The sequence below is a fragment of the Streptomyces sp. NPDC006207 genome (assembly GCF_040613835.1).
In the GTDB taxonomy this organism is placed as follows: domain Bacteria; phylum Actinomycetota; class Actinomycetes; order Streptomycetales; family Streptomycetaceae; genus Actinacidiphila.
This window is the reverse complement of sequence record NZ_JBEXSX010000059.1, coordinates 1-12,802: the sequence shown is the minus strand read 5'-3', so window position 1 is coordinate 12,802 and position 12,802 is coordinate 1. Positions and strand designations below refer to the sequence as shown.

The window sequence follows — 12,802 nt, the reverse complement described above, 5'->3', positions numbered from 1 at the left end:
CCCGCCATGCCCGGCGTCGTCCCATGCCCATGTGGCGTATGTCCTTCCCGCAGTTCCCCCGTGTGCCGCTCCATCATCCCGCGCGCCACTGACACTCCTGCGGCCGGGCTGCGGGGGAGGTCCGGCCGCGGCGGCCGCCGGGCCGTCAGGAGACCGGCCGGGAGTCGGCCCAGACGCCCTCGAACTCCTCGCGGTAGATCTCGAACAGCCCGTGCTCGGCCTCGGGGGCCTCGCCGGCCCTGATCTGCACGAGTTCCCGCGGCCCGCCGCGCAGGATGAGGACCGGCGCCTCCATGCCGCGGGCCTTGCGCAGGTAGGGCTGGACGACCGCGATGCCGTCCGAGGTGTCGCCGTCCACGAGGTAGGCGGTGAAGCGCGGGGTCTCGTCGAAGACCCGGATCTCGAACGCGGCGGTGTCCCGCAGCCGGGCCCGGACCCGCCGCATGTGCATGATGTTCATCTCCACGGAGCGGCTGAGCTCGCCGCGGCCGAGGCCGAGTTCGCGTTCACGGCGGCGGACGGCGCTGCTCGCCGGGTTGAGGAAGAGCAGCCGCACCCGGCAGCCGGACTCCGCCAGCCGCACCAGCCGCTTGCCCGAGTAGTTCTGCACCAGCAGGTTGAGGCCGATGCCCACGGCGTCGAGGCGTCGCGCGCCCCCGAACAGGTCCTCGGCGGGCAGCTGGCGCTGCAGCCGCACCCGGTCGGGGTAGACGCCGACGACGTCGGCGTAGCGGTCGGCCACGAGCTCTTCTACGGCGTCCACCGGCAGCCGCTCGGCGGAGGGGTAGCCGGGTCCGGAGCCGAGCATGTCCAGCAGCCGGGCGGCGGCCCGCTCGGCCTGGTCCAGCACGGTGCGGGACAGGGCACGGTTGCGGGAGACGACGTGCCGGGCCACCTCCAGCTCGTCCAGGGCGAGTTCGAGTTCCCGGCGGTCGTCAAGGTACGGCTCGAAGCACGGCCAGTGCTGGACGACGAGTTCACGCAGCTGCGGCAGCGTCAGAAAGCTGAGGATGTTGTCGTCGGCCGGGTCGAGCAGGAACCCCTTGCGGCGGCTGACCTCGCGCACGGCGGCGGCCCGCTGCACCCACTCGTGGCCGGCCGGGCCGGCGGCCGCGACCACCCACTCGTCGCCGTGCACGGGTTCGTAGATCGGGCGCAGCACGGCGTTGACGACGGCGCGCAGGCGCTGTTCGACGAGGTTGAGCCACACGTAGGCCCGTCCGGCGCGCCGGGCGCGGGTACGCACCTCGGACCACTCGTCGGCGCCCCAGTCCAGTTCCGCTCCGATCTCCAACGGCAGTGCCAGGGAGGTGGTGCCGGTGGTTCCCTCGCCGATGCCGCCGCCCGGGTCCCCCTGATCACCACCACCGGGGAGCACCAGACCTCCCGACATCACGACTGCACCCGCCTTCCCGCCCCCGTCCACGATCAAGGAAGGGTACTGCGGGGCGGGAGGCGGTGCAGCCGTAACGACGCTACTTCACCACATGCTTACCGGGTCCGGCGCGGCGGGACGCTCAGTGTCCCTGCCCGTTGTGGCCCGAGAGCTCGTCCGGTGTGAGCGGGCTCATGGCCGTCACGTCGCGTGGCGCGAGCTGGAACCCCTGCCAGTGGATCGGCATGGGGCTCTGGTCCTCGTCGCGCGGGACGTGGTGGAACCCGACGTTGACCCACACCACCGGGTGCTTGAGGGCCTCCCCGTCCGCCCACTTGTCCACCGAGGTCCCCCGCCCGTTGCAGGCCGGGTCGCTGTTCCCGCTGGCCAGCTGCTCGCAGGCGCGGTACTGGGTGAAGTACACGTCCTTCGAGGTGTAGGCGTGGGCGTCGTAGTGGTCGGAGTGCTGCTGGACCAGCTCCCAGGAACGCGGATGCCGGTCGGCGTTCTTGCCGGCCGTGGAGACCACGCGCCACCAGCGGCGCAGCGCGGAGGAGGCGGCCAGCTCCTTGGTGACCGGGGTCCTGGTGGTCTTCAGGACGGCGGAGCCGGAGCCCTGGCCGGCCTTCTTGGTGTCGAACTGCTCGACCTTGGCCTGCGTGGAGCCGTCCAGGCCGAAGTTCAGCCGCCAGAAGACCGAGTGGTAGTGGCTGGTGGAGTGGTCGTGGTCGCCGGTGCCGATGGGCCAGCCGGTGCCCTCTCCGCTGTAGTCGCCGGGCGACAGGTCACCGGTGGCGCCCATCTTGGCAGTGATGGTGCCGTCGTCGGAGAAGTTCCACTGGGTGACGTACTCGTACCAGCCGAGCTGGGAGACGGAGAAGACCACCAGGTCGCTGCCCTGCTTGGTGTACTTCGTGGAGTTGCCCTGGTCGTCGTACACGTCGCTGCGGTAGGCGTAGCCGTGCGGGGCGGTGGTGGTGCACAGCGCCTTGACGTTCCGCTGCTGCTGCGGGACGTAGGCGGAGCTGATCGTCCCGCCGGGGCACTCCTCGGGGCCGATGTCGACCGCGGTGTTGCCGAAGCCGATGTCGGACAGATCGTTGTACTCGGTCAGCCCCGAGTCGTACGGGACGTTGACCTGCGCGAGCGTGGCCGAGGTCAGCACCTTGAGCGGCTGCGGTTCCCTCTTCGGCTTGTACGCGATCTTCTCCAGGACCAGGCCCTTGGTTCCGCTGATGCGCCAGCACATGCTCCAGCTGGTGCCGTTCGGCAGGGCCTTGGTGATGGCGGTGGCGGTGCCGCAGTCCACCGCGGCCGCGGTGCCGGCCCGGGGGGCCGCGCCGGCCTCGCCGGCCGTGGAGCCCGCGAAGAGCGCGGGCAGGAGCAGGAGCGCCGAGGCCGTACCGATGGCCCGGCGCACGTTGGTGGTGCGCATGGTTGCTGGGTCTCCGCTCTTAGTGGATTCGGCCGACGGTGCGATCGCTGAGGTCGACGACCAGATGGGTCGTATCGATCCACGGCCCGTCCTTCACCTGTGTGAACAGCCGTACGCACCGGTGCTCGCCACACTTGGCCAAACCGGCCGGGGCGGACTGCTCGGCGGTGTTGAACGAGATGCCGCGCAGCCGCAGCTGGTCGGGCGAGGTGAGCTCCCGGCCCTTGGTGGCGGCCGTGAAGTCGGCGCGGAGGCCCTTGCCGAGGGCGTCCCGGATGAGCAGTTCCGCGGCCTCCCGGGTCTCGTCGTTCGAGGGCGGCGGCTGCATGCCGGTGGCGGTGTCGGTGTGCTCGACGGTGCCGGCGGTGAGGTTGACGGTCTTCTTCACGAGCCGGTCGTGCCCGTAGTCGTAGAAGAGCACCTCGACCCGGCGGGCCTGGTCCGCGGACGCCTGCGTGGCGTCGGCCGGTTCGGCGAGGTCGGTGTCGAGGTACTCCGGTCCACGCTCCCCGTCCACGTCCTGCGCGCTGCGCAGCGCGTCGCGCTGCAGGGCTATGGACTTCGCCCGGTCGACCTCGGCCTTGGTCAGAGGCCCGCGACCGGTCTGCTGTCCACCCTGGGGCGCGTCGTCCTCGATCACCCCACCGCTGCCCGCGTCCTGCTGCCCCGGCGCTCCCGACGCGGCGGCGGGGCCGCCCGTCGTGGAGTGGTCGTCGCCGGCGGCGTCACGCGGCAGGGTGACGGCGATCATCACCGTGGTGGCGGCGACGGCGACGCCGCCACCCCACAGGGCGCGCCTGAGACCGCGCCCGGCCCCTCCCTTTCGCGGTAAGGAGCGGCTTTCCCCCTGATCTGTCACTTAGATCTCCCCTGTGTCGTACTGTCACTCTTATCGACGGGACCTCGACGGCACAGGTTGCCCCGGGACGGTGGATTCTTGCGGCAGGCAGGGGAATTGGGACACCCGTAACGGGGAAGATCTTGGCGATTCCACGCCCGGAGGGGCCCAATTGCGTGACGATGCCCTTTTCGGCACCGAAGTGGCCGGGGTGCGGCCTACCGGCGCCCGGCGGACAAGTGGAAGAGTCGACGACATGCAGGTCTGGCCGGGTCAGGCATATCCCCTCGGCGCCACGTACGACGGCGCCGGCACCAACTTCGCGGTCTTCTCGGAGACCGCGGAACGGATCGAGCTGTGTCTGCTGCACGACGACGGCTCGGAGACCGCCGTCGAGCTGCGGGAGGCGGACGCCTTCGTCCGCCACGCGTACCTCCCGGGCATCATGCCCGGTCAGCGCTACGGCTTCCGGGTCCACGGCCCCCACGAGCCGACCCGGGGCCACCGCTGCAACTCCGCGAAGCTGCTGCTGGACCCGTACGCGAAGGCGATAAGCGGGACGATCGACTGGGACGAGGCGGTGTACGGCTACCGCTTCGGGGAGCCCGAGTCCCGCAACGACCTGGACTCGGCGCCCCACACCATGACCTCGGTGGTGGTGAACCCGTACTTCGACTGGGCCGAGGACCGCAGCCCCCGCATCGACTACCACCGCACGGTCATCTACGAGGCGCACGTCAAGGGCCTGACGATGCTCCACCCGGAGCTCCCGGAGGAGATCCGCGGCACCTACGCCGCGCTCGCCCACCCCGCGGTGATCTCGCACCTGACGGAGCTGGGCGTCACGACGCTGGAGCTGATGCCGGTCCACCAGTTCGTCCACGACCACCGGCTGGTGGACGCGGGGATGCGCAACTACTGGGGCTACAACACGATCGGCTTCTTCGCCCCGCACAACGCCTACGCCTCGATGGGCGACCGCGGCCAGCAGGTGCTGGAGTTCAAGACGGCCGTGCGCGAGCTGCACCGGGCGGGCATCGAGGTGATCCTCGACGTGGTCTACAACCACACGGCCGAGGGCAGCCACCTGGGGCCGACGCTGTGCTTCCGGGGCATCGACAACGCCTCGTACTACCGGCTGGCCGACGACCCGCGCTACTACACGGACACCACCGGCACCGGGAACTCGCTGCTGATGCGCAGCCCCCACGTGCTGCAGATGATCATGGACTCACTGCGCTACTGGGTCACCGAGATGCACGTCGACGGCTTCCGCTTCGACCTCGCGGCGACCCTCGCCCGGCAGTTCCACGAGGTGGACCGGCTGTCCTCGTTCTTCGACCTCGTGCAGCAGGACCCGGTGGTCAGCCAGGTGAAGCTGATCGCCGAGCCCTGGGACGTCGGCGAGGGCGGCTACCAGGTGGGCAACTTCCCGCCGCTGTGGACGGAGTGGAACGGCAAGTTCCGCGACACGGTGCGCGACCTGTGGCGCGGCGAACCGGCCACGCTGGCCGAGTTCGGCTCCCGGCTGACCGGTTCCTCCGACCTCTACCAGGACGACGGCCGCCGGCCGCTCGCCTCCATCAACTTCGTGACCTGCCACGACGGCTTCACCCTGCGCGACCTGGTGTCGTACAACGACAAGCACAACGAGGCCAACGGGGAGAACAACCGGGACGGCGAGAGCCACAACCGCTCGTGGAACTGCGGCGCCGAGGGCGAGACCGAGGACGAGGACGTGCTCGCCCTGCGCGAGCGCCAGATGCGCAACTTCATCGCCACCCTGATGCTCTCCCAGGGGGTGCCGATGCTCGCCCACGGCGACGAGTTCGGCCGCACCCAGCAGGGCAACAACAACGCCTACTGCCAGGACAACGAGCTGGCCTGGGTACCGTGGCCCAAGGAGGGCGACGCGGACACCGAGCGGCTGCACGACTTCACCCGCCAGATGGTCTGGCTCCGCCGCGACCACCCCGTCTTCCGCCGCCGCCGCTTCTTCCACGGGCGGCCGGTCGAGGGCACGCACGACGACCTCTCGGACATCGCCTGGTTCACCCCTGAGGGTGAGGAGATGGCCCAGGACGACTGGCAGGAGACCCAGGCCAACGCCCTGGTGGTCTTCCTCAACGGCAGCGCGATCTCCGAGCCCGGCGACCGCGGGGAACGGATCGGCGACGACTCCTTCCTGCTGATGTTCAACGCCTGGTACGAACCGCTGGACTTCGTGGTCCCGGTGAACCACGGCAAGGAGTGGCAGGTGGTCGTGGACACCCAGCGGCCGGAGGGCGTGCCCCCCGGCTCGGGGCGCAAGGTGACCCAGGGCGACCGGCTGCGGCTGGCCGACCGCAGCATGATGGTCCTGCAGCGCCCGGCGTAACCGGCCGCCCGATGTGATGGGCGCACCGGTCGGCGGGGTAGTCAGTCCACCATGACAGAAAGCGCCGCGACCCCGCCGACCGCTGTCGTCCCCTCCGTGCCGAGCGCCACCTACCGGCTCCAGCTCCAGCCCGACTTCCCCTTCGCCGCGGCCGAGGCCGTCGTCCCCCATCTGGCGGCGCTCGGCGTCTCCCACCTGCACCTCTCCCCCGTGCTGCAGGCCGTGCCCGGCTCCACGCACGGCTACGACGTCGTCGACCACACCCGGGTGCGCGAGGAACTCGGCGGCGAGAAGGGGCTGCGCGCGCTGGCACGCACCGCCCGGGCGCACGGCCTCGGGCTCGTCCTGGACGTGGTCCCCAACCACATGGCGGTGCCGGCGCCCGAGCATCTGGCCCGGCCGCTGTGGGAGGTGCTGCGGGACGGGCCGCGGTCCCCGTACGCGCGCTGGTTCGACGTCGACTGGGCGGCGCAGGGCGACCGGCTGCTGCTGCCGGTTCTGGGCGGCCCGCTGGAGGAAGTACTGCCCGACCTGCGCGTCGAACGCGACCGCGCCGCCGGCGAGCGGGTGCTGCGCTACCACGACCACGCCTTCCCGCTGCGCCCCGGCACCGAGGAGCTGCCGCTGCGCGCGCTGGTCGACGCCCAGTGGTACCGGCTCGCCTGGTGGCGGCAGGCCCGCACCGAGCTGAACTACCGGCGCTTCTTCACCATCTCCGAGCTCATCGCGGTCCGCGTCGAGGACGACGAGGTCTTCGCCGCCACCCACGCCACCTTGCTGCGCCTGCTGGACGAAGGTGTCGCCGACGGACTGCGCATCGACCACCCGGACGGCCTCGCCGACCCCGCCGGCTACCTGCGGCGGCTGGCGGACGCCTCCGGCGGCCGCTGGACGGTCGTGGAGAAGATCCTCACCGGCGACGAACGGCTGCCGGCCGACTGGGCCTGCTCCGGCACGACCGGCTACGACGCCCTGGACCGCCTCGACGGGCTGTTCACCGACCCGGCGGGCGTCGAGGAGATCACCCGCTTCTACCGCGCGTTCACCGCCGCCCCCGCCGACGCGGGCGGCGAGTGGCAGCCGACCGTACGGGCCGCCGCCGAACGCATCGTCACGCACGACCTGGCCGCGGAGGTGGACCGGCTGACCCGCTCCGCGGTCCGCGCCACCGGGCTGGAGCCCGCCGCACTGCGCGAGGCGATCGAGGCGACGCTCGTCCGGCTGCCGCGCTACCGCCCGTACGTCGTCCCCGGCGAGCCCGCGGACGCGGAGGACACCGCCCTGCTGGAGGCCGCGGCCGGTGCCGCCGGGCACCCGGCGGCCGGGACGGTGTGCGACCTGGCCCTGGGCCGGCACCCGGGCGGCGGGGAGGCCGCCGCGGACTTCGTGGTGCGCTTCGCCCAGGTCTGTTCGGCGCTGCGCGCCAAGTCCGCCGAGGACACCGCCTTCTACCGCTACCACCCCCTGCTCAGCCTCAACGAGGTCGGCCGCGAGCCGGACCGTCCCGCCACCTCGCCCGAGGACTTCCACGCCTTCTGCGAGCGGCTGCGGCGCGACTGGCCGCTGACCGGGACGGTGCGCTCCACCCACGACACCAAGCGCAGCGCCGACGTCCGCGCCCGGCTCGCCGCGCTGAGCGAGCTGCCCGGCGAGTGGTCCGGCTGGCTGGGCGAGGTCTCGGCGGACCTGCGGGAGTACCTGGAGCACCGCGGGGTACCGCTCCCGGCGCGTCATGCGGAGTACCAGGCCTGGCAGTACGCGGCGGTCTTCTGTGACCCCGGTGCCGCGGAGCCGGTGACCGCCACCATGCTCAAGTCGGAGCGCGAGGCGGGCCTGCGCACCTCGTGGACCGACCAGCGTCCGGAGTACGAGCAGGAGCTGACCGGCTTCGTCCGTGAACTGGTCGGCGGACCGGCCGCCTTCGCCACCGGGCGCATCGACCGCGCCCTGCGCGGGCCCGAACGCGTCAACGTCCTCGGCGCGCACCTGGCGCACCTGACGATGCCGGGCGTGCCCGACGTCTACCAGGGCGACGAGGAACGGCAGTTGCTGCTCGTCGACCCCGCCAACCGCCACCCGTACGACCCGGGCACCGCGGAGGGCGACCCGAGCGAGAAGCGGCGGGTGACCGAGTTCGCGCTGCGCCTGCGCCGGGCCCGCCCGCAGTGGTTCACCGGCCCGGAGGCCTCGTACGAGCCGCTGTACGCGCGCGGCCCGGCCGGGGAGCACTGCGTGGCCTTCGTCCGCGGCGGGCGGGCGCTCACGGTCGTCACCCGGCTGTCCCGGCGGCTCGCGCACGCCGGGGGCTGGCGCGGAACGGAGCTGGTGCTGCCGGAGGGGGCCTGGACGGAGGTGCTGACGGGCCGTCCGTTCCAGGCCGTGGTGCCGCTGGCGGAGCTGCTGGACCGCCTCCCGGTGGGCCTGCTGGTGCGTGACGTCGACGAGTGAGGTCCCGGGGGCGGGAGATTTCCGGTACAGACGGATACGGAGCACGAAAGCTGGTAATGTCCCGCCCATTGAGCGCCGTCGGGGCACCCCCCGGCGGCGCGGGGGAAGGGACGTCCATGCTCCGGAAGTGCGTGCCGGCGCTCGCCGCCGTGCTGCTGGCGGGCGGCTGCGGCGGCGGGTCCGCCCCCGTCCGCACGGCTGCCGCGGAACCACCGTCGACGGGATCCTCCGTGAACGCTCCGGACGGCACCCCGCCCGTCCCGGAGAGCACCGCGCCGTCGCCGTCCGCCGTGGAGCCGTCCGACGCGGTGGTCACCGAGGACGGCACGCCGGCCGGAACCCCCTCCGACGGCGCCGGTCCGTCCGTCGACCCGGACGGGGCGCCGGCGGGCGGCCCCGGGCGACGAGCTGCGACGCCCTGCCAGGCAGCGGCACCTTCACCGACCCGCTGCAGCTCGGCGTCGTCGACGGTCCCGTGGTCGCCGAGGGCTGCGCGCCGCTGACCCCGGGCTCGCCCTTCAACGTCCGGTACTTCTCGTTCACCCTGCCCGCCGCGCCCGGCGCGGACGCGCACGCCGGACCGTCGTTCGCCCTCACCCAGGACGCGCTGGGACCGGTGTACCCGGCCGTCGTCCTGCCCGGCGGGTGGGTCCTCAAGCACAGCCTGGGGTCCGGCTACTGGACGGGGACGGAGCCCTGGTTCACGGGCCGGTACCAGCCGATCGCCGACCTGACGCCGGGCACCTGCATCCTGCGCACGGAGAAGCTCGACTCGCCCCTGCACTCGCTGACCACGCCGGCCTACGACGTCGTCGTCGACCCCGGCGGCACGGCCGCTAGCCACTGACGGGCCGTCAACCGCCGTGCGGCACGCCGTTGCTGACCCCGAGTCGCACGACCGGGCGCGCTGTACGGTATGCGGCATGTATACCGATATTCCCTTCATCCCGCGTCTCGCCGGGGTGCACCACGTCACGCTGCCCGTCGGCGATCCGGCCCGTTCGGAGGCGTGGTACGAACGGGTGCTGGGCCACCACCGGATCGCGGAGTTCACGGAGGGCGGCGCCTTCGCCGGCATCGCCATGGCCCACCCCGGCGGCGGACCCGTGCTGTGCCTGCGCCACGACCCCGCCCTCGCCGCCGCCTCCGCGGGCTTCGCGTGGTTCTCGCTGGGCGTCCCCGACCTCCCCGCGCTGGAGGCGCTGGCCGCCCGTCTGGACGCGCTCGGCGAGCCGCGCGGCGCCGTCGTCCGCACCGCCCGCGGCTGGCTCCTGGCGCAGCTGCACGACCCGGACGGCCACGAGTTGCGCTTCGCGACCGCCGACGAGGGGCCGCCGCCGTGCCGCGGGCAGGTCCTGCGCCTCGCGGGCGGCCGCGAGCCGCTGCTCCGGTCCCGCACCGCCTGAGCGACGCGGGCCTCACTGTCGGACCCCGCTGTTAACGTCCTGCCATGGACGCCTCGGAAGCCCTGCTCATCCGCATCGAGAACGACCCGGTCGCGGCACAGCACCTCGCCTGGCCCGGTGACTTCGACATCACCCGCCGCGACCCGGTCGAGGACGTGCGCCTGCCCTCGGGCCTCGTGATGCGCCCCATAGCCGGCGACGGCGCCGGCGGCACGTTCTTCCTCTGCGGTGAGCCCGGCGACGCCGGGCGGCCCGTGGTGTACGCGGACTCCGAGGGGCAGGCGGCGCTGATCGGCGAGGACCTGGCGGAAGCGGTCGAGCTGATCATGTCCTGCCCGATGTGGTGGCGGGAGGTGGACTCGGGACTCCCCCTGGAGGAGCTGGAGGCCGAGGTGCGCGAGGACCACCCGGACCTGGACCGGCAGCGCGAAGAGGTGGCTGCGGCCCTCGGGCTGACGCTCCCTCCGGTCGAGGAGGTCGTCGCCCGGCTGCAGGCGACGGCTGCGCGCACGGCGCCGGACTTCCTGCCGTACGTGGACGACGACGATCACGAGCCGTACGAGCCGCTGTTCCGGCCCTGAGGCCCGGAAGCCCGAAGCCGGCGCGGCCTCAGGCGGTGGTGAGGCGGAAGCTCATCGCGCCGAAGGTGACCTGGTCACCGGGGCGGACGGCCGCGGCACCCATGACGCGGTGGCCGTTGACCCACGTGCCGTTCATCGAACCGAGGTCGCGCAGGACCCACAGCCCGCCCTCGTGGCTGAGCTCGGCGTGGAAACGGGACGTCGAGGAGTGGCTGAGCCGGAAGGTGCACGACAGGTCCCGGCCGATCCGCACCGGGAAGGGCCCGGGGGCGGGCAGCAGCAGGGGCGGCAGCTGCTGGACGGCCCAGGCCTGCCGCATACGGGCGCGGAAGGCCGACGTCTTGGTGACGGCGCGGACGATCGAACCGGTCAGCCGGGCCCAACGTCCCTGTGCGGGCGGCAGGTCGGCGACGAGGGCGGCCAACTCGTCGGAGTGGCGCGCCTTGAGCGCGAGTCCCATGCGGCGCACGAAGGTGTCGTGCGACAGCCGCCCGTCGACGGCCCCCTCACGGAGTACCTCGATGGCGCGCTCGCGTTCGGCGTCCGTGGGACGCGCCGGGTGCGTGGGGAACTCATAGCTCACCTGCGTGATTGTCGGGCCGCGGAGGCCGGGGTGTCCAGAAGGTGCGGCCCGTGCGACGCGGCTGTCAGTGCAAGTCAGGAACCCAGAGTCACTGACTGATCACCCCGTGGCTGGGAAAATGGGCCTGGGTGTCCCGGCCAGACCGGTGCTACTTCGATGCCGGTGAGCTCGTAAGTCAGGATGGTTTTGGGGGTCGCTGAGGGAACCACGGTTTGTGCCAGGGCCGCCGTCCGGCGCCCGGAGCACGTGTGTCAGTCTCCGTTCCGTCCCGTTGACCCCTCCGGGCCACCCGTCGCGTTCATGTGTCACTGCGTGGGAGGGAGCCGGTCATGGCCCGGCTGGACGTGAAGGACGAGATCATCCATCTGCGGTCGGCAGGGGTGGACCTGGGCAAGCGGTTCCTGCTCGCCTGCGTGCGCACCCCCAGCACCACGCATGCGGGCCGGTGGAGCCTGGAGACCGAACGGTTCGGCACCACCCAGGCCGAGATCCGTCGCCTGCTGGCCTGGCTGGTCGAACGCCGGGTCGAGGTCGTGGTGATGGAAGCGACCTCGGACTACTGGCGCAGCGTCTACTACCTGCTGCAGCCGCACCTGAACCTGATGCTGGTCAACCCCTCCCACCTGAAGGGCATCCGGGGCCGCAAGACCGATCCGAGCGACGCGGCGTTCCTGGCCCGCGCGGGGGCCTCGGGCATGGTGATGGGCTCCTTCGTTCCGCCCCGCACCGTCCGGGAACTGCGGGATCTGACCCGCCGTCGGACCGAAGTCGTCCGGGCGGGCGCGGAGGCCCAGCGGCTGGAGAAGGAGCTGGAGGACACCGGCTTCAAGCTGACCTCGGTCCTGTCGAACGTTGTGGGCGTCTCGGGCCGGGCGATCCTCGAAGCCCTGGTCGCCGGCGAGCGCGACCCGGAGCGGCTGGCTGACCTCACCGTCCGCCAGGCCCGCACCAAGATTCCACAACTGGTCGAGGCCCTGGACGGAGACTTCACGCCCCACCACGCGTTCATGGTCCGCCACTACCTCGACCAGATCGACCACCTCAATGCGACGGTCGCGATGTTCGACGTGCGGATCGCCGAACTGCTGGCCGCCCAAGAGCGCGACCTCGACCTGCTGGACACCATCCCCGGCATCAGCCGCCTCGCGGCCGAGATCGTCATCGCCGAGACCGGCGGGGACATGACCCAGTTCGCCACCGCCCACCACCTCGCCTCCTGGATCGGGGTCTGCCCGGGGCAGAGCGAGTCCGCTGGCGTGAACCGCTCCGGGCGCACCCGGCACGGCAACACCAACCTCAAGCGACTGCTCGGAGTCGCCGCCATGGCAGCAGTCCGCAACAAGGACTCCTACCTCGCCGTGTTCTACCGCCGCGTCGCCTCCCGCCCCGGCGCGAAACGCGCCCTGGTCGCCGTCATGCACAAGCTCGCCATCGCGATCTGGCACGTGCTCCACGACCAGGCTCCCTACCGCGAACTGGGCGCCGACTACTTCACCAAGCGCAACCCCGAACGAGCCATGCGCCGCATGGTCAAGGAAGCCAACAGCCTCGGCCTAACCCTCCGCTTTGAACCCATCTCAGCAGTCTGACCTCACACACTCTGAACTTTTCGTGTCAGTAGCGCAGCGGCTGGGGAACGGATGACGTTGCCACAAGCCGGGGTCGCTTTGGCCAGCAGGTCGCGGCCCATGTAGCGGCGGGCCTCGGTCCACTCGTCGTTCTGCTCGGCTAGGACCGCGCCGACCAGGCGGATCACGGC

At 72.0% G+C, this 12,802-nt stretch carries 10 protein-coding genes; 6 read left to right on the top strand and 4 right to left on the bottom strand.

Annotated elements, in window-relative coordinates; all coding sequences use genetic code 11:
• Window positions 1-145: 145 nt before the first annotated feature.
• The 3 genes from ABZ312_RS34485 to ABZ312_RS34475 form a co-directional block, all read right to left on the bottom strand.
• On the bottom strand, window positions 146-1,393 hold the full coding sequence (locus tag ABZ312_RS34485; protein ID WP_499514625.1) for an SAV2148 family HEPN domain-containing protein: 1,248 nt from the start codon (window positions 1,391-1,393) through the stop codon (window positions 146-148).
• A 124-nt stretch (window positions 1,394-1,517) separates the two neighbouring features.
• Window positions 1,518-2,810, bottom strand: a complete 1,293-nt coding sequence (locus ABZ312_RS34480) for a copper amine oxidase (protein ID WP_500321783.1) — start codon at window positions 2,808-2,810, stop codon at window positions 1,518-1,520.
• A 19-nt stretch (window positions 2,811-2,829) separates the two neighbouring features.
• Window positions 2,830-3,561, bottom strand: a complete 732-nt coding sequence (locus tag ABZ312_RS34475; RefSeq protein ID WP_500321784.1) for a Tat pathway signal sequence domain protein — start codon at window positions 3,559-3,561, stop codon at window positions 2,830-2,832.
• Window positions 3,562-3,904: 343 nt separating this feature from the next.
• On the opposite strand from ABZ312_RS34475, the gene glgX reads away from it, so the two are divergent.
• The 5 genes from glgX to ABZ312_RS34450 all read left to right on the top strand — a co-directional run bounded on the left by glgX (window position 3,905) and on the right by ABZ312_RS34450 (window position 10,460).
• On the top strand, window positions 3,905-6,025 hold the full coding sequence (gene glgX, locus ABZ312_RS34470) for a glycogen debranching protein GlgX (RefSeq protein ID WP_500358450.1): 2,121 nt from the start codon (window positions 3,905-3,907) through the stop codon (window positions 6,023-6,025).
• Window positions 6,026-6,076: 51 nt separating this feature from the next.
• A complete protein-coding gene (gene treY / locus ABZ312_RS34465) occupies window positions 6,077-8,473 on the top strand; it encodes a malto-oligosyltrehalose synthase (protein WP_500321786.1) in 2,397 nt (798 codons plus the stop codon).
• Between the two features lie 475 nt (window positions 8,474-8,948).
• A complete protein-coding gene (locus ABZ312_RS34460) occupies window positions 8,949-9,320 on the top strand; it encodes a hypothetical protein (protein WP_500439441.1) in 372 nt (123 codons plus the stop codon).
• A 76-nt stretch (window positions 9,321-9,396) separates the two neighbouring features.
• Window positions 9,397-9,879, top strand: coding sequence for a VOC family protein (locus ABZ312_RS34455; RefSeq protein ID WP_500321787.1), 483 nt, complete (start codon window positions 9,397-9,399; stop codon window positions 9,877-9,879).
• Between the two features lie 44 nt (window positions 9,880-9,923).
• Window positions 9,924-10,460 carry a hypothetical protein gene (locus tag ABZ312_RS34450; RefSeq protein WP_500439440.1) on the top strand — a complete coding sequence of 179 codons (537 nt, stop codon included), beginning with the start codon at window positions 9,924-9,926 and terminating at the stop codon, window positions 10,458-10,460.
• Between the two features lie 28 nt (window positions 10,461-10,488).
• Here ABZ312_RS34450 and ABZ312_RS34445 read toward each other — a convergent pair whose 3' ends face one another.
• Window positions 10,489-11,043: an FHA domain-containing protein gene (locus ABZ312_RS34445; RefSeq protein WP_499514617.1), complete on the bottom strand. Its 555-nt coding sequence runs from the start codon at window positions 11,041-11,043 to the stop codon at window positions 10,489-10,491.
• A 329-nt stretch (window positions 11,044-11,372) separates the two neighbouring features.
• On the opposite strand from ABZ312_RS34445, the gene ABZ312_RS34440 reads away from it, so the two are divergent.
• Complete coding sequence (locus tag ABZ312_RS34440; RefSeq protein ID WP_500439439.1) at window positions 11,373-12,632, top strand: IS110 family RNA-guided transposase; 1,260 nt, start codon at window positions 11,373-11,375, stop codon at window positions 12,630-12,632.
• The last annotated feature ends 170 nt before the right edge of the window (window positions 12,633-12,802 follow it).